The organism is Marinobacter sp. B-21 (genome assembly GCF_056857895.1).
This window is the reverse complement of record NZ_JBSXNZ010000058.1, coordinates 1-17,223: the sequence shown is the minus strand read 5'-3', so window position 1 is coordinate 17,223 and position 17,223 is coordinate 1. Positions and strand designations below refer to the sequence as shown.

Here is a 17,223-nt window from a genome sequence, read left to right as displayed (position 1 = left end):
TTAGGAGCCTGACGATGACCTACTCTCACATGGGCAACGCCACACTACCATCGGCGCTGGTCTGTTTCACTTCTGAGTTCGGGATGGGATCAGGTGGTTCCAGACCGCTATGGTCGTCAGGCAAAACGGTTGATCACTGGGGGACGAGATGGAACGTTCAGGGTGTTTTCTGAGTGATAATCGATTTCGGTTTGCGTTACCCGCAATTGTCTTGGGTGTTATATAGTCAAGCCGCACGAGCAATTAGTATCGGTTAGCTCAACGCCTCGCAGCGCTTACACACCCGACCTATCAACGTCCTGGTCTTGAACGGCTCTTCAGGGCCCTCGAGGGGCCAGGGAGATCTCATCTTGGAAGGGGCTTCCCGCTTAGATGCTTTCAGCGGTTATCCTGTCCGAACATAGCTACCGGGCAATGCCACTGGCGTGACAACCCGAACACCAGAGGTTCGTCCACTCCGGTCCTCTCGTACTAGGAGCAGCTTTCCTCAAATCTCCAACGTCCACGGCAGATAGGGACCGAACTGTCTCACGACGTTCTAAACCCAGCTCGCGTACCACTTTAAATGGCGAACAGCCATACCCTTGGGACCGGCTTCAGCCCCAGGATGTGATGAGCCGACATCGAGGTGCCAAACACCGCCGTCGATGTGAACTCTTGGGCGGTATCAGCCTGTTATCCCCGGAGTACCTTTTATCCGTTGAGCGATGGCCCTTCCATACAGAACCACCGGATCACTATGACCTACTTTCGTACCTGCTCGACGTGTCTGTCTCGCAGTTAAGCGGGCTTGTGCCATTACACTAACCGCATGATGTCCGACCATGCTTAGCCCACCTTTGTGCTCCTCCGTTACGCTTTGGGAGGAGACCGCCCCAGTCAAACTACCCACCACACAGTGTCCTCATCCCCGATCAGGGGACCAAGTTAGAACCTCAAACAGGTCAGGCTGGTATTTCAAGGTTGGCTCCATGAGAACTGGCGTTCCCACTTCAAAGCCTCCCAGCTATCCTACACAAACATGCTCAAAGTTCACTGTGAAGCTATAGTAAAGGTTCACGGGGTCTTTCCGTCTAGCCGCGGATACACCGCATCTTCACGGCGATTTCAATTTCACTGAGTCTCGGGTAGAGACAGCGCCCCCATCGTTACGCCATTCGTGCAGGTCGGAACTTACCCGACAAGGAATTTCGCTACCTTAGGACCGTTATAGTTACGGCCGCCGTTTACCGGGGCTTCGATCAAGAGCTTCGCGCAAGCGCTAACCCCATCAATTAACCTTCCGGCACCGGGCAGGCGTCACACCGTATACGTCCACTTTCGTGTTTGCACAGTGCTGTGTTTTTAATAAACAGTCGCAGGGGCCTGGTATCTTCGACCGGCGTCCGCTCCACCCGCAGGGGCTTCACGTAATACCGGCGTGCCTTCTCCCGAAGTTACGGCACCATTTTGCCTAGTTCCTTTACCCGAGTTCTCTCAAGCGCCTTGGTATTCTCTACCTGACCACCTGTGTCGGTTTGGGGTACGGTCCCGAATAGCCTGAAGCTTAGAAGATTTTCCTGGAAGCAGGGCATCAATGACTTCCCGCTCTATGAGCAGTCGTCGTCGCGTCTCGAGATTGTGGACCCGGATTTGCCTAAGTCCACTCCCTACTCGCTTAAACCGGGACAACCGTCGCCCGGCTCACCTAGCCTTCTCCGTCTCTCCATCGCAGCTATCCAAGGTACGGGAATATTAACCCGTTTCCCATCGACTACACCTTTCGGTCTCGCCTTAGGGGCCGACTCACCCTGCGCCGATTAGCGTTGCGCAGGAACCCTTGGTCTTCCGGCGTGGGGGTTTTTCACCCCCATTGTCGTTACTCATGTCAGCATTCGCACTTCTGATACCTCCAGCATGCTTCTCAACACACCTTCGCAGGCTTACAGAACGCTCCCCTACCCCGTGCACTTGCGTGCACAGCCGCAGCTTCGGTGACCAGTTTGAGCCCCGTTACATCTTCCGCGCAGGCCGACTCGACTAGTGAGCTATTACGCTTTCTTTAAAGGATGGCTGCTTCTAAGCCAACCTCCTAGCTGTCTGAGCCTTCCCACATCGTTTCCCACTTAACTGGTACTTGGGGACCTTAGCTGGCGGTCTGGGTTGTTTCCCTCTTCACGATGGACGTTAGCACCCACCGTGTGTCTCCCGGATAGTACTCACAGGTATTCGGAGTTTGCATCGGGTTGGTAAGTCGGGATGACCCCCTAGCCGAAACAGTGCTCTACCCCCTGTGGTATTCGTCCGAGGCGCTACCTAAATAGCTTTCGGGGAGAACCAGCTATCTCCGGGCTTGATTAGCCTTTCACTCCGATCCACAAGTCATCCCCTGGCTTTTCAACGACAGTGGGTTCGGTCCTCCAGTTGATGTTACTCAACCTTCAACCTGCTCATGGATAGATCGCCCGGTTTCGGGTCTATGCCCAGCGACTAAATCGCCCTATTCAGACTCGGTTTCCCTACGGCTCCCCTAAACGGTTAACCTCGCCACTGAACATAAGTCGCTGACCCATTATACAAAAGGTACGCCGTCACGGAACACGTCCGCTCCGACTGCTTGTACGCATACGGTTTCAGGATCTATTTCACTCCCCTCACAGGGGTTCTTTTCGCCTTTCCCTCACGGTACTGGTTCACTATCGGTCAGTCAGGAGTATTTAGCCTTGGAGGATGGTCCCCCCATGTTCAGACAGGATATCACGTGTCCCGTCCTACTCGATTTCACTGAACTTGGGTTTCGGATACGGGGCTATCACCCACTATGGCGGCCCTTTCCAGAGCCTTCTCCTACCCGTCGTCCAGCTTAAGGGCTGGTCCCCGTTCGCTCGCCGCTACTGAGGGAATCTCGGTTGATTTCTTTTCCTCGGGGTACTTAGATGTTTCAGTTCCCCCGGTTCGCCCCGCACAGCTATGTATTCACTGTACGGTACCGACCCGAAAGTCGGTGGGTTTCCCCATTCAGAGATGCCCGGATCACAGCTTGTTTGCCAGCTCCCCGAGCCTTATCGCAGGCTTCCACGTCTTTCATCGCCTCTGACTGCCAAGGCATCCACCGTATGCGCTTAGTTGCTTGACTATATAACCCCAAGACAACTGTTCACGAATCAACATCCCTTACCAGGCAAGCCTGACAAAGAACCCTGTTTCGAGACAGTCACTTGAAGCAATATAACAACCACTTCAACGACAACACCGGATAACGCTTGAAATCGCTATCACATTGAACACGTTTTCTCGGAGATAATGAGAAAACGTCTTCGTGTTCTATCTCGTCCAATTTGTTAAAGAGCAAATCTGACCCAGTGATCAGAAAGAAGGCCTTCAGCCATAACCCTTAACTCGGTCATCAAACTGAAAAACTTGTTTCTGTACACTGCCAACTCGCGTTGGTCAGTAAATTTGGTGGAGCTAGGCAGGATCGAACTGCCGACCTCCTGCGTGCAAGGCAGGCGCTCTCCCAGCTGAGCTATAGCCCCGTCTACTTGTCCAGCTTCTGTCACTCGTCGTTGCAGCCTTCATTCGCATCCGTCATGACCCATCGAGGGTCACTCCTTTACTCATTCAAGCTGCGCCTAGATTGACAAAACCTGTCCGGCGCATCCGCGTACGTCGCTACCTTTGCGGATGACCCACTCGGTCCACCTCTTTACCGCGAGGCGCGCTCCGAAAATTGGGTTAGCCTAGGCATCGGCGGGTGTAGCGTGCGAGTAGCACGTGAGCCCGGCGATAACGACGGATAACGCAATTTTGGTGGGTCTGGGTGGACTTGAACCACCGACCTCACCCTTATCAGGGGTGCGCTCTAACCACCTGAGCTACAGACCCGGTTTTGCTTGTCTTCGCACCACCTGGGCTGCGTTGCAGTCTTCGATCACTCAGTCACGTACCTGGGTACGCTCCCTCACTCTCTCAGCCTGCGCCTTGTCAGCTGGCGCGAATCCGGCGCCAAACCCCGAGATCGTCTCGTGGTTTGAACCAAACCGACAACGGGCCTGCATAGACCCTTTTGCTCTCTTTATTAGCCAACCAAGTAATTCGTGTGGACTCTGACCGAAGCCTTCGGCTTCGTTTAAGGAGGTGATCCAGCCGCAGGTTCCCCTACGGCTACCTTGTTACGACTTCACCCCAGTCATGAACCACACCGTGGTGATCGTCCTCCCGAAGGTTAGACTAACCACTTCTGGTGCAATCCACTCCCATGGTGTGACGGGCGGTGTGTACAAGGCCCGGGAACGTATTCACCGTGACATTCTGATTCACGATTACTAGCGATTCCGACTTCACGCAGTCGAGTTGCAGACTGCGATCCGGACTACGACGCGTTTTGTGAGATTGGCTCCCCCTCGCGGGTTTGCAGCCCTCTGTGCGCGCCATTGTAGCACGTGTGTAGCCCTGGCCGTAAGGGCCATGATGACCTGACGTCATCCCCACCTTCCTCCGGTTTGTCACCGGCAGTCTCCCTAGAGTTCTCAGCCAAACTGCTAGCAACTAGGGATAGGGGTTGCGCTCGTTACGGGACTTAACCCAACATCTCACGACACGAGCTGACGACGGCCATGCAGCACCTGTGTCTGAGTTCCCGAAGGCACCAATCCATCTCTGGAAAGTTCTCAGCATGTCAAGGCCAGGTAAGGTTCTTCGCGTTGCGTCGAATTAAACCACATGCTCCACCGCTTGTGCGGGCCCCCGTCAATTCATTTGAGTTTTAACCTTGCGGCCGTACTCCCCAGGCGGTCAACTTAGTGCGTTAGCTGCGCCACTAAGACTTCAAGAGTCCCAACGGCTAGTTGACATCGTTTACGGCGTGGACTACCAGGGTATCTAATCCTGTTTGCTCCCCACGCTTTCGCACCTCAGTGTCAGTGTTGGTCCAGGGTGCCGCCTTCGCCACTGGTGTTCCTTCCTATATCTACGCATTTCACCGCTACACAGGAAATTCCACACCCCTCTACCACACTCTAGCCTGACAGTTCGAAATGCCGTTCCCAGGTTAAGCCCGGGGCTTTCACATCTCGCTTATCAAACCACCTACGCGCGCTTTACGCCCAGTAATTCCGATTAACGCTTGCACCCTCCGTATTACCGCGGCTGCTGGCACGGAGTTAGCCGGTGCTTCTTCTGTGAGTAACGTCAATCCTCAAGGGTATTAACCTTAAGGCCTTCCTCCTCACTGAAAGTGCTTTACAACCCGAAAGCCTTCTTCACACACGCGGCATGGCTGGATCAGGGTTGCCCCCATTGTCCAATATTCCCCACTGCTGCCTCCCGTAGGAGTTCGGGCCGTGTCTCAGTCCCGATGTGGCTGATCATCCTCTCAGACCAGCTACGGATCGTCGCCTTGGTGGGCCTTTACCCCACCAACTAGCTAATCCGGCTTAGGCTCATCTGATAGCGCAAGGTCCGAAGATCCCCTGCTTTCCCCCGAAGGGCGTACGCGGTATTAATCCGGGTTTCCCCGGGCTATCCCCCACTACCAGGCAGATTCCTAAGCATTACTCACCCGTCCGCCGCTCGTCAGCATCCCGAAGGACCTGTTACCGCTCGACTTGCATGTGTTAAGCCTGCCGCCAGCGTTCAATCTGAGCCATGATCAAACTCTTCAGTTTAAATCATACAAGAATCCGAAGATCCTCTATTCTTGCTCAAGACAAAACTCAATTTCGACGAGTCACTGTCCTGATATTTCATCTCCGAAATACCTCGGCCAGCGCCCACACGAATTACTTGGTTAACTTTTTAAAGAGCGGTTGAGCCGTGGCTCAATCAAGGAGGCGTATTCTACATCGTTCCGCCACCCTGTCAACCGTTTATTTTTCGCTGCTTCCGTCTCCGGAAATCGCCGAAAAACTTACCGGCTTACTACCTGTTTCGAGGCGCGCATTCTACAGCGAATCGCTTTCCTGTCAATCGCTTTCTGAAGAATTTTTTCAACTCAATTTCTTCAGCGCTTTCAAGCAGTTACTCCCTCAAGAAGCCCCTGTGTCAGTGGCTTGTCCCTCGAAAGAGAGGCGCATTCTACAGACCTGCTCAGAGGTGTCAACGGTTCGTTATAACTTTTTCGGTAAATCGACAATGTACCGTCAAAACTCGGTTTTTACCGCGGCCGCCGCCCGGGTCGCTTTTTCCCTCGCCTCGGCAATCGAACTACCGGTCGCAAGAGCCACCCCCATACGGCGGCGCCCTCTCAGTTCAGGTTTACCAAACAGCCTGAGAAAGATATCAGGCTCAGCTAACGCTTTTTCAAGCCCGGAGTAGGAAACGGCATCGGAATCTCCCTCAGGCAATATCACTGCGGAAGCAGATGGCCCCTGCTGGCGTATCGCCGGTATTGGCAGCCCCAGGATCGCGCGGGCATGCAACGCAAATTCTGACAAATCCTGGGAAACCAGGGTAACCAGCCCGGTGTCGTGGGGGCGCGGCGACACTTCGGAGAACCATACCTGGTCGCCCCGAACAAACAGCTCCACCCCATAGACCCCATAGCCACCAAGGTTGCCGGCAACAGCTTCGGCGATTTCCCGGGAACGGGCCAGGGCTTTTTCACTCATTGGCTGCGGCTGCCAGGACTCACGGTAATCCCCGTCTTGCTGACGGTGCCCGATCGGATCACAGAACGAAATGCCGTCGCGATGCTTTACGGTAAGCAAGGTGATTTCGTATTCGAAGTCCACGAACCCCTCAACGATCACCCTCCCCTTACCGGCGCGACCACCGGTCTGGGCATAATCCCAGGCAGCCTCAATATCATCGCTAGACCTGACCAGGCTTTGCCCCTTGCCGGACGAACTCATGACCGGCTTCACCACCAGGGGCAAACCGACGGCCTCGACCGCCGCGAGATATTCCTCTTTCGATTCCGCGAATCGGTACGGCGATGTAGCAAGCCCGAGCTCCTCGGCGGCCAGGCGACGGATACCTTCCCGGTTCATTGTCAGGTTAACGGCCCGTGCGGTGGGAATCACGTGATAGCCTTCGCGCTCCAGCCTCACCAGTTCGGGAGTGGCGATAGCTTCTATCTCAGGCACAATCAGGTTCGGCTTTTCCGCCTCAATAATGCGGCGAAGGGCCTCTCCATCCAGCATATCGACAACGTGGCTGCGATGGGCAACCTGCATGGCCGGAGCATTGGCATAACGGTCAACCGCGATGACCTCCACGCCAAAGCGCTGAAGCTCGATGACAACTTCCTTGCCCAGCTCTCCGGAACCACAAAAGAGAACCCTGAAGGCGTTTTCTTTCAGAGGAGTACCAATTCGAACTGTGTCAGTCATGATATTGCCTGTCCTGTGTGGTATCTACGAATGCCCAATATTGCCCGGCGACGCCATAAACGCGATTGCCCTAATGAACATAACAATCTAGACCAAAACCTTGCTTTCACGCTCGGCAACTTTTCGCAGCACGTCACGGCGTTCTTCGTTGCTCATCCGAGACCACCGCGTAATTTCCTCTCCGCTGCGATGACAACCAACACAAATGTCATTCTCGTCCAGCGCGCAAATGCTCACACAGGGCGAGCGTACCTTATCGGCGACTTTCATCCTGCCTACCTCACCTGACTGCTTAACCGTGACCAAGTGGAAAACTATGTGGCCCAAAGGCGCTCACTTTAACCTTTCCTGGCCTCTGCTTCTAATACCTGTTCGGTCAGGGGCTCCTCCAGATGTTGCCATACCCCAGATCCGACAGTGGGTACACTAGTGTCCCGTCTGGCTAATTCGCTAATCTACTGCGAATTAGCCAGACGGGACACTGCGGCGCGGCGCCGGCCACCGTGCTCGGGAGACGAGAATATCAAACCCCAGGACCTTCATCGTTAGCGGATGTCATTCACCGGGTACCCAGAGCACATCGCCTTTTCCCTTGGCATTCGAATAGCGGGCCATCACGAACAGCAAATCAGACAGGCGGTTCATATACTCCAGCACCGAGGGGCTAATCTCCTGCTCTTCCTTCAACTGAACAATGATCCTCTCAGCCCGGCGAGTCACTGTCCGGGCATGGTGAAGATACGTTGCTGCGGGATTGCCCGCCGGGAGAATGAAAGATCGCAGGGACGGAATATCCGCGTTGAACCGGTCTATTTCCTGCTCAAGCTCAAGGGTCTTGGAGTCTGCAAGCCTGAGTGGCGGATATTTCGGATTTTCCACAACAGGCGTGCAAAGATCGGCACCGACATCAAACAGATCGTTCTGGATGCGTGCCAGGATCCTGTCCAGCGTCTCGTCGACATGCAGCCGCGCCAGGCCAATAACGGCGTTTGCTTCGTCCACCGTGCCGTAGGCTTCCACACGCGGATCGTACTTGGCGACCCGGCTACCATCACCCAGGCCGGTATCGCCCTTATCTCCGGTTTTCGTATATATCTTGGTGAGCCTGACCATTCATTTCTCCCGTGACCCGGTTCCATCCATCAACGAAGCCGGTCAGATTACAGGTTTTTCCCGGTAGGTTCCCCAAATGCCTTTCAGGGTTTCAACAATATCGCCCATCGAAGCCCCTTCTTTGACCAATTCAATGGTTATGGGCATAAGGTTTACCGATTCGTCCTCGGCCTGCTCTTTCAACTGCGTGAGCAGACTCTGGACTTTTTCTTCATCGCGATTGTTCCTGACCTTGTTCAGGCGCTCAATCTGCCGGCGCTCGGTTTCCGGATCATGTGGGTGGGTTTCAATCTCAACATCCTCTTCCTCCTGGACGAACATATTGACGCCGATGACCGGTCGCTCCCCGCTGGCCTTGCGTAGCGCGAAATCATAGGCCGAATCGGATATGCCTCTCTGGAAGTAGCCATCGTCAATACACTGGAGGGTGCCACCAAGTTCTTCAACCTCATCAAGGATTTTCCAGACTTCCCGTTCAATCTCATCGGTAAGGCTTTCGACATAGTAGGAACCACCCAATGGATCCACCACCTGGGTGATGTTGGTTTCGTAGGCAATGATCTGCTGGGTTCGCAGGGCGATTCGCATCGCTTCCTCGGTGGGTATGGCAAAGGCCTCATCCATGCCATTGGTGTGCAGCGACTGAGCGCCACCCAGCACAGCAGACAGTGCCTGAAGCGCGGTGCGGATCGGGTTGATCGTATACTGCGGCTTGGTCAGGGTCGCTGCCGCGGTTTGTGCGTGGAAACGTAACCGGCTTGCCTCGGGTTTCGTGGCGCCGAATTTTTCCCGCATGATTTTGGCGTATACCCGCCTGGCCGCCCGGAACTTGGCAATCTCTTCAAAGAAGTCTGCCTGGCTCACGAAGAAGAACGAGAGGCGGGGACCAAACTCATTAACATCCACCCCGGCGTCGATTGCAGTCTGAACGTACTCCATGGTGGTCGCCATTGTGTACGCCACTTCCTGGACAGCGGTCGAACCGGCTTCCGATATGTGGTACCCGGAGATGTTGATGGCGTTGTACCGCTTCATGTTCTCGGATCCGTACTGAATGCAGTCACGGACCAGGCGAACCGACGGCCGCACCGGGAATATCCATTCCTTCTGGGCGATATACTCCTTGAGAATGTCGTTCTGGATGGTGCCCGAGAGGTCATTGAGGTCATAGCCGCGCTTCTGCGCCAGGGCAATGTACATGGCGTAGAGTATCCAGGCTGACGGGTTGATCGTCATGGAGACGGAAATTTTTGTCAGGTCAATGTCGTCGAACAACTCCTCCATATCCGCCAGAGTGTCGATGGCGACACCCTCGCGGCCCACCTCACCCTGGCTCATGGAATGGCCCGAGTCATACCCCATCAGGGTAGGCATGTCGAAGTCGATCGACAGCCCGGTCTGGCCCTGGGCAATGAGGTATTTGAAGCGCCCGTTGGTTTCCCTGGCAGTACCGAAACCGGCAATCTGGCGCATTGTCCAGTTCTTGCCACGGTACATGGTGGGGTAGGGCCCCCGGGTGAAGGGATATTGGCCGGGAAAACCAACGTCCTCAAACGGGGTGTCTTTGACATCCAGTGGCGTATACGTGCGCTTCGTCCGCATCCCCGACGCGGTGGTGTACTCTGACTTACTCTCCGGCGCCCGCTTTATGAAGGACGACACTTCGTTCTTTTCCCACTCGTTGAACTCTTTTTCAATATGCTTGAGTGCAGCGGGGTCATACTGGTCAGTGTGATTCATGAATCGTCTCCTTCATGGCTTTTAGCAAGATCACCGCGGCGCCGTGGGGATCCAGTTCGCGTTGAGTAACCTTTTTGAGCAGCTCTTCGGTTTGCGACCTGCTGTCACGTACAAAATTGTCCCGGACAATCTCTTCGGCGACCTTCACCACCCGGGTTAAAGCAATCTGGCGGCGCCGCTCGGTGATTTCGCCGCTTCGCTCCAGGTGCTCTGCGTGACGGTCAATCGCGGCCATCAGCTCGCCGAAACCGGTGTGCTTTTCAGAACTGGTCGGTACCACCGGCACCCGCCAGATGCCCTCACCCGGCTCCAAGCTCATCATCAGCATGGCCTTGAGTTCCTGGATGGTTTTGTTGGAGTCCGGCCGGTCGGCTTTGCTCACCACATGGACATCGGCTATCTCAAGCACCCCTGCCTTGATGGCCTGAATGTCATCGCCCAGACCAGGCGCGTTGACAACCACCGTGGTATGAGCCGCACGCACGATATCAACTTCGTCCTGGCCCACCCCGACCGTCTCGATCAGGACCACATCAAACCCACCTGCATCCAGGAGGTCGACGGCGTCCAGGGCCGGTCTCGCCAGGCCACCTAGGGTTCCCCGGGTGGCCATGCTGCGAATGAATACCCCGGGGTCGGAAACCAAGTCTCCCATGCGGATACGATCACCGAGGATCGCACCACCGGAAAACGGGCTTGAGGGGTCAATGGCAACGACACCGACCTTACGGCCACTGGCCCGGTATTCATGGACCAGCTGTGTAACGAGGGTCGACTTCCCTGCCCCCGGTACACCGGTAATGCCCACTACATGGGCGCGGCCGGTGCTCTTGTAGAGCGCCGCCAGGGCCTGGCGCACTTCAGGGTCGCCGCCACTTTCAACGCGGGTAATAAGCCTGGCGATGGCGCGGGGGTGTCCCTCCCCCACCCGTTCCGCCAGCGCCATCGAAGATATGCGGTTAATCATCTAACCCCCACGTTTCTGGTTAAGGCTGTGGTAAAGGTCCCGGTCGTCAACCACCCGTTGGGCCTTGAAGTCGGTGCGCGGAAAGGTGTCCGGCTCGACCATCACAATCCTTGCCCGGACACCCAGCACGCGACTGAATTCGGCCTCTACCCGTTCTGACAACGCCCTGACCGCATCCGGGCCTCTGCGCCTGGTCTCCTGGTCAAATTCTGCCTGCACGGCCAGCTCGTCCATTGAGCCACCACGGGAAATGATAATCCGGTGCTCACCACCATAACCCGCAAGGCCTTCCAGAATTTCAGCGATGGCGCTGGGGTAAACGTTTTCACCCCGGATCTGGAACATGTCGTCGATACGGCCATAGATGCCTTTGGGCAATTTCGGATAAGTTCGGCCACAGGGATTGTCTTCCATCACCCAATGGGTCAAATCGCCGGAGACCATGCGGATCATCGGCTGGGAGGTTCGCTCGAGATGGGTATAGATTGGCGTACCCTGCTCACCATAGGGAACTCGCCGGTTGGTATCGGGGTCTGCCACTTCCGTGTAGACAATGTCCTGCCACAGCAGCATACCCTCGGTGTCGGCACTGCCAGAGGCGTGCATCCAGGGCGTCAGCTCGGCCATGGTTCCGCAATCCACCACTTTGGCACCGTAGATATCCTGGATCTTATCCCGGATGGAGGGGATGGAACCGCCCGGCTCGCCGGAAAAGAACAGCACCCTGATACCGAACTCCCTGGGGTCAACGCCTTCTTCTCGGGCCACTTCCGCCAGCCTTAGCGCATAGGAAGGTGTGGAGTAGAGTCCAGCGGGTTTCATCATCCCTAACCAGGTGACCGCTCGCGCCGTCATTCCGGGAGCACCCGCGCCAAACGGGAAGGCTTTGCAGCCTAAGCGCTCAGCACCGATCAACGCGCCCCAGGATCCCATATAGAGACTCAGGATGGCAGCGACAAACACCGTATCTCCCGGCCGCAGGCCCATACCCCACATGATTCGGGCATGGTTGTTGGCAATGGTCTCCCAGTCACGCCGGGAAATACCAAAAGCGGTGGGCCGGCCGGTTGTGCCAGAGGTGCCGTGGATATGATGGATCTCGCTTTCCGGGCAGCAAAGATAGTCCCCGAATGGCGGTTTTTTCGCCTGGGAGTCACGCAGCTCCTGCTTGGTAACGGCGGGAACCTGTTCGAAGTCTGCAAGGGTACGGATGTCGTTGGCCGTTATACCGGCCTCGTCCCACTTGCTTTGGTAAAATGGCGAGTGATCGTAAGCATAGGCCATCACTTCGCGGATGCGCGCAACAATTAACTCATCTCGTTTTTCAGGATCCATCGTTTCGCGATCCCGAAACCAGTAGGGGTTGTTCGGGTCGGGGAAATAGTCGTTGCTGTAACTGGGGGGGAAATTCCACTCTTCCATCGGAGACTCCTGATATTGTTATTGGTTGTCATCTGAGGAAACCTGTTTTGAGCGCCCGGCTTTGCCCGACCGCCATAGTGCCGGATTTATCGGACACCACGGTCTGCGACCAATTGCCGGAACGAATCAATGATTTCCTGGGGAGGAGTGTCCTGCAGAAGAATCTTGTGGACGCCCATCTGGTACAGCTCTTCGACATCGTCGTCCGGAATGACACCACCACCCGCAACGATCATGTCTTCCGCTTCCCTGTCTTTCAGAAGCTCCAGTACCTTGGGGAAAATGTGCATGTGCGCACCCGAGAGCAAGCTGATACCCAGAATATCGACATCCTCCTGGATAGCGGCATCGACTACTTCCTCGGGCGTTCGATGCAGTCCGGTATACACCACATCCATGCCGGCATCTCTTAGAGCACGCGCGACCACCTTTATGCCTCGGTCATGACCATCAAGACCGATCTTTGCCAGCATTACCCGAATCACACCTGCATTATTGTCATTGTTTTGCATCGCATTCTCCTTGGATTAACTAGTTGCGCCACCGCTTCTTTTCAGAGGTTCACGGGAGTCTTGAATTTCTTGCTGAAGCCACTTTGATGCGGTTTCCACATGCTGCCTCGCAAGGGTTTCAGCCGTCCGGGCATCACCGGCCAATACCGCATCGAGTATTGCCGCATGCTCTTCCCAGATCTGTTTCTGGTTTTTTTCCACGATCAGGATGTCACTCATAACACGCCTTACATGGTTCCAATGGGCCTCCATTGAATCCAGAATGAAGGTGTTTCCCGCCAGCTCATAGATGAAGCCGTGAAAGCGCATATCGGCGTCGATAAGAGCGGGAAGGTCGTTTGCCTTTCCTGCTGCATAGCCATCCTCGATAATGGCCTCACCACGTTTTCGCGACCCGGCATCCGCCCGCTGGGCGGCGAGCCCTGCACTGATCAGGTCAATGCCGCATCGAAATTCGTACAACTGCGCCACAAAATTCTCATCAAGTACGGAAACCATCAGGCCCCGACGCCCCACGGCGGAGAGGAAACCGTCATCGCGTAGACGCTGCATTGCCTGGCTCACCGGCAACCGTGAGACATCCAGTCTTTCGGCCAGGCTTTCCTGGGTAACCCGCTCACCCGGCCTGAGCAAACCTTCAACGATGGCATTAACCACCGAATCGTAAATGAGCTCTGGAAGGTTCTTCTCGGTTTGGATTTTCTTCATTGAACAAACTCCACGACACAGCTCCTTCGATATCGTTTGCATACAGTATTCACCATGTAATACCTGTTCACCGATTAACCATATTAGACTTTAGCCTTATCTTTAAGTGTTTTTTTGAGCGCAAACATGCCCCCTCCGTTATTTTTCAAACGGCGGGACCAGAAAACACCTGAGATAGAAAGAGAGGGAGGGAGAAATCAGTGAACGAATAGAAGACCGAAAGATTCGGTCAGCTTCCTTCGGGCGGTTCAAGCAGATCAATTCCGGCATCGTACACAGCGTTGAGAAAATCCACCAGAACCACTGCGGACAGCCCCCATATCCGATAGCGCCCCCAACGGTAGCAGGGCACGTAAAACGTATGGTTCAGAAAATTCAAAGCGTCGGTTCTTTCCCGCCTGTCTTCCAGAAAAAAGGACAGCGGCACCCGGAATACGCTTTCAATCTCATGAGGGTTAGGCTTCAGGGGATGGTCACCGGGAATCACGCCAACATACGGAGTAACCAGGATTCCGTAACGGGACATCACCTGGCTGAGCGGAGCGATAATCTGCACCTGATCCGGCGGCAAACCAATCTCTTCGTGGGTTTCCCGCAACGCCGTCGCCGCAAGGGAGGGGTCGCCGGGATCGCGTTTTCCGCCCGGGTACGCCACCTGTCCCCGGTGCGTGCTCAGATTTTCAGATCTGAGCGTAAAGATCATTTCGGGGTTTCGATGATCATCGGTTACAGGTACCAGAATACCGGCTTCGGGATAATCCAGAGCAAGCTGTCTGGGCGCATAGCCGGCCAGGCGCTCGGCAAGTAGATCACGCAAGTTTTGTCTCCAAAGTACACCCTGATGTTGAATGAGACAGCGGCAGCCGGGATCGTTAAACTGACTACCAAACCAATAAAGTATACGGGGAAAATCATGAAGTACTGCAGCACATGCGGCCACCCGGTTGAACAACGCATCCCCGAAGGCGATAACCGGCACCGCTATGTCTGTGTCAGTTGCGATACCATACATTACCAGAACCCGCGCATTGTTGCCGGCACGGTTCCTGTCTGGGAAGGGAAGATACTCCTGTGCCGGCGGGCCATCGAACCGCGTTACGGCTACTGGACACTACCGGCCGGCTTCATGGAGAACGCCGAAACCACCATTGAAGCCGCGGAACGGGAAACCCTTGAGGAAGCACTGGCAGAAGTAAACATCGAGGGCCTCTACTCCATCATCGATGTTCCGCACATCAACCAGGTGCATATGTTCTATCGTGCCACCCTGAAGGACGGACAATTCGGCGCCGGTGAGGAGTCCCTGGAATCCAGGTTGTTCGAACTGGATGACATTCCCTGGGACGAAATCTCCTTCCCAACCGTGAAGCGAACCCTGGAGCTGTTCCTCACCGATTACAGGAGTGAGTCGTTCGGTGTTCATGTCAGTGATATCCGTCACCCGATGGCAAGAGATCGCCAGTAAAGCAGCCCGCTACAAATCCTCAAGGCGATAAATCTCATAAGCGGGCTCTTCATAAGGATGAGCCCGCTTTAGCGCAGCAAGGGCGTCTTTGATCAGATCATCCTCGCAAACCAGCTCCACCTTGTATTCATCCACCGCTTCAACCTCACCGGCTTTCCCCAGGAAAGGGTCACTCCCTTCCAGCGGGCGAAACTGCCCCCTGCCGAGGCACTGCCAGGCGCAACGATCATAATCACCAATGCGGCCCGCCCCGGCATCAAACAGCGCCTGTTTTGTCTGTTCGACATGAGTTTCCGGGACGAAATAACACATCTTGTACATCGAAGACCCTCCTTCAAATCGGATATTTTTTGTACAGATTAATAGCTTAGATACTTACCCACAGAATCTTTACGTATAGTACTAAGAAGTGTGTAATTTCGATAATGAACGCTATTATTGAAGGTTGCTTTTTCTCTGAAGACCATTAATCTGCATAGTGTAATATGTGTAATTTATGTAGGAATAGGGATGTTTGCAACAAAAGTGACAGCGAAAATCGCCCAGGACAGGAGCGGAGTGACCACAGATATTCCGGTCATTTTAACCGACGAAGGCGTTTTGGCCTCAGTCACTGACTATGTTCTCAGCCTTCAGCTCAATGGTATCTCGCTTTCAACAATCAGTAAGCATATCCAGTCGATTATCCTTCTCATCGAATTCATGGATGCCAACAGCGACATCTTCGATAACCCTGAGGAAATGTTCTCGGTTTTTGTTAGAAGGCTATATAGCGGAACCGTAGGCGAAGATGGGCTAGACCCTTCAGGACTCTATTGGATACCTGCCACCATTGGCACAGTATCTCGACACATTAGCAACTTGACCCATTTCACCGACTGGATCTCAGAAAAAGGACTAGCTAAACCACTTAACACCCTTCATGCAGCCACTCGACATGAAGAGCGCATCCTGCATGCCGCTTGGTTCCGGAAGAATCGGAGCAATTTTCTCGGGCACATCGAGGACAAATCATTTAATTCGACAGTAAAGAGAGCCCGAAGCATCAAAGGCCGAACGCCCCTGTCAAAAACAGACGACGATGCCCTTGCTTTTCCAACGAGTACGTTTGAAGATTTTTACCTGAACGGTTTGGGTGGCGCGACAGACCCTCGCGTTGCACTGAGAGATAAGCTGATATTGCTCCTCATGCACGGAGCAGGATTCAGGAGAAGTGAGGCCCTTTTGCTTTGGGTAACAGACGTATTCGAGGCCCGCTCTGATCCCGATTTCGCCATCGTGAGGATCTATAATGAAGTAGAAGGAGCAGCGCCTGAAAGCTGGAAAACCCGGAATGGAATAAGGACGCGCAAGGCCTACCTGCAAGAAATGTATGCTCGTGCGCCACGGCAGGAGACGCAAAGCACTCAGCATCTCGGTTGGAAGTCTAAGGTGGCAGACGATAAGGATGGCTACCTGGAGGCACATTTCTTCCCACAGGATTTTGCGAAGGTCTTCATGTCCCTGTGGCGAGAGTATTTGGTTTACCGCGCTTCCGTAGAATGCCACCACCCTTATGCTTTCATCAGCTTTGACTCTCGCTACCTGGGGAATCCCTATACCTATAACGCCTTCAACCAGAATTATAGTGCGGGATTGAGGAGAATTGGCCTGGAACCCAATAAGGCCGAGGGCTTAGACCCTCATGGTCACCGCCATAACTATGGCCGCAGACTAACGGATGCCAAGGTAGATCCGCTCATCCGAAAAAAATGTCTACACCACAAAAGCATCAATTCCCAATTGGTTTACACGCTGCCGTCAAGCACCGAGGTCTCACATGCACTCTCTGCGGCCTCGGAGCAACTAGCCCGAATTATTCATAAAAAAAGGCGAACCTTGCTCAACCCATTGATATAATGGGAGTTACGCCAATAACGCTTCGGAAGAAGCTAAACAAGGTTCGCCCATGTCTGATTCTATCCCAACTCAACTGCGCTTTCCTCC

Annotated in this window: 12 protein-coding genes, 2 tRNA genes and 3 rRNA genes; 2 read left to right on the top strand and 15 right to left on the bottom strand. The window is 54.5% G+C overall.

The window, feature by feature from the left end; translation table 11 throughout:
• Window positions 1-6: 6 nt before the first annotated feature.
• The 14 genes from rrf to AC13C0_RS05990 all read right to left on the bottom strand — a co-directional run bounded on the left by rrf (window position 7) and on the right by AC13C0_RS05990 (window position 14,589).
• A 5S ribosomal RNA gene (rrf, locus tag AC13C0_RS06055) occupies window positions 7-121 on the bottom strand.
• A gap of 101 nt (window positions 122-222) precedes the next feature.
• Window positions 223-3,115: ribosomal RNA gene (locus tag AC13C0_RS06050) — 23S ribosomal RNA — on the bottom strand.
• Window positions 3,116-3,439: 324 nt separating this feature from the next.
• A tRNA-Ala gene (locus AC13C0_RS06045) sits at window positions 3,440-3,515 on the bottom strand.
• Between the two features lie 272 nt (window positions 3,516-3,787).
• Window positions 3,788-3,864: transfer RNA gene (locus AC13C0_RS06040), tRNA-Ile, on the bottom strand.
• Window positions 3,865-4,109: 245 nt separating this feature from the next.
• A 16S ribosomal RNA gene (locus AC13C0_RS06035) occupies window positions 4,110-5,645 on the bottom strand.
• The 16S, 23S and 5S rRNA genes sit together here with 2 tRNA genes alongside, the layout of an rRNA operon.
• 474 nt (window positions 5,646-6,119) lie before the next feature.
• Complete coding sequence (purT, locus tag AC13C0_RS06030; protein WP_117620135.1) at window positions 6,120-7,310, bottom strand: formate-dependent phosphoribosylglycinamide formyltransferase; 1,191 nt, start codon at window positions 7,308-7,310, stop codon at window positions 6,120-6,122.
• Window positions 7,311-7,397: 87 nt separating this feature from the next.
• Window positions 7,398-7,580 carry a DUF1289 domain-containing protein gene (locus AC13C0_RS06025; RefSeq protein WP_117620485.1) on the bottom strand — a complete coding sequence of 61 codons (183 nt, stop codon included), beginning with the start codon at window positions 7,578-7,580 and terminating at the stop codon, window positions 7,398-7,400.
• A 285-nt stretch (window positions 7,581-7,865) separates the two neighbouring features.
• On the bottom strand, window positions 7,866-8,423 hold the full coding sequence (locus tag AC13C0_RS06020) for a cob(I)yrinic acid a,c-diamide adenosyltransferase (RefSeq protein ID WP_117620134.1): 558 nt from the start codon (window positions 8,421-8,423) through the stop codon (window positions 7,866-7,868).
• Between the two features lie 42 nt (window positions 8,424-8,465).
• Complete coding sequence (locus AC13C0_RS06015) at window positions 8,466-10,163, bottom strand: methylmalonyl-CoA mutase family protein (protein WP_341581637.1); 1,698 nt, start codon at window positions 10,161-10,163, stop codon at window positions 8,466-8,468.
• Window positions 10,150-11,130 (bottom strand): methylmalonyl Co-A mutase-associated GTPase MeaB, encoded by a 981-nt coding sequence (gene meaB, locus AC13C0_RS06010; protein WP_117620132.1) that lies wholly within the window; start codon window positions 11,128-11,130, stop codon window positions 10,150-10,152. The genes AC13C0_RS06015 and meaB overlap by 14 nt, the downstream gene beginning before the upstream one ends.
• Window positions 11,131-12,552 carry a phenylacetate--CoA ligase family protein gene (locus tag AC13C0_RS06005; protein ID WP_341581636.1) on the bottom strand — a complete coding sequence of 474 codons (1,422 nt, stop codon included), beginning with the start codon at window positions 12,550-12,552 and terminating at the stop codon, window positions 11,131-11,133.
• Window positions 12,553-12,638: 86 nt separating this feature from the next.
• Complete coding sequence (locus tag AC13C0_RS06000) at window positions 12,639-13,064, bottom strand: cobalamin B12-binding domain-containing protein (protein ID WP_117620130.1); 426 nt, start codon at window positions 13,062-13,064, stop codon at window positions 12,639-12,641.
• 15 nt (window positions 13,065-13,079) lie between these two features.
• Window positions 13,080-13,772 (bottom strand): GntR family transcriptional regulator, encoded by a 693-nt coding sequence (locus AC13C0_RS05995; RefSeq protein ID WP_117620129.1) that lies wholly within the window; start codon window positions 13,770-13,772, stop codon window positions 13,080-13,082.
• 229 nt (window positions 13,773-14,001) lie between these two features.
• Window positions 14,002-14,589, bottom strand: a complete 588-nt coding sequence (locus tag AC13C0_RS05990) for an NUDIX hydrolase (RefSeq protein WP_117620128.1) — start codon at window positions 14,587-14,589, stop codon at window positions 14,002-14,004.
• 96 nt (window positions 14,590-14,685) lie between these two features.
• On the opposite strand from AC13C0_RS05990, the gene AC13C0_RS05985 reads away from it, so the two are divergent.
• Window positions 14,686-15,237 carry an NUDIX hydrolase gene (locus AC13C0_RS05985; protein WP_117620127.1) on the top strand — a complete coding sequence of 184 codons (552 nt, stop codon included), beginning with the start codon at window positions 14,686-14,688 and terminating at the stop codon, window positions 15,235-15,237.
• A 9-nt stretch (window positions 15,238-15,246) separates the two neighbouring features.
• On the opposite strand, the gene AC13C0_RS05980 is transcribed toward AC13C0_RS05985, so the two are convergent.
• Window positions 15,247-15,558, bottom strand: a complete 312-nt coding sequence (locus AC13C0_RS05980) for a YqfO family protein (RefSeq protein WP_117620126.1) — start codon at window positions 15,556-15,558, stop codon at window positions 15,247-15,249.
• A gap of 189 nt (window positions 15,559-15,747) precedes the next feature.
• Between AC13C0_RS05980 and gmtY the strand changes: the two genes are divergently transcribed.
• Window positions 15,748-17,136, top strand: a complete 1,389-nt coding sequence (gene gmtY / locus AC13C0_RS05975) for a gamma-mobile-trio recombinase GmtY (protein WP_482954122.1) — start codon at window positions 15,748-15,750, stop codon at window positions 17,134-17,136.
• Window positions 17,137-17,223: the final 87 nt, after the last annotated feature.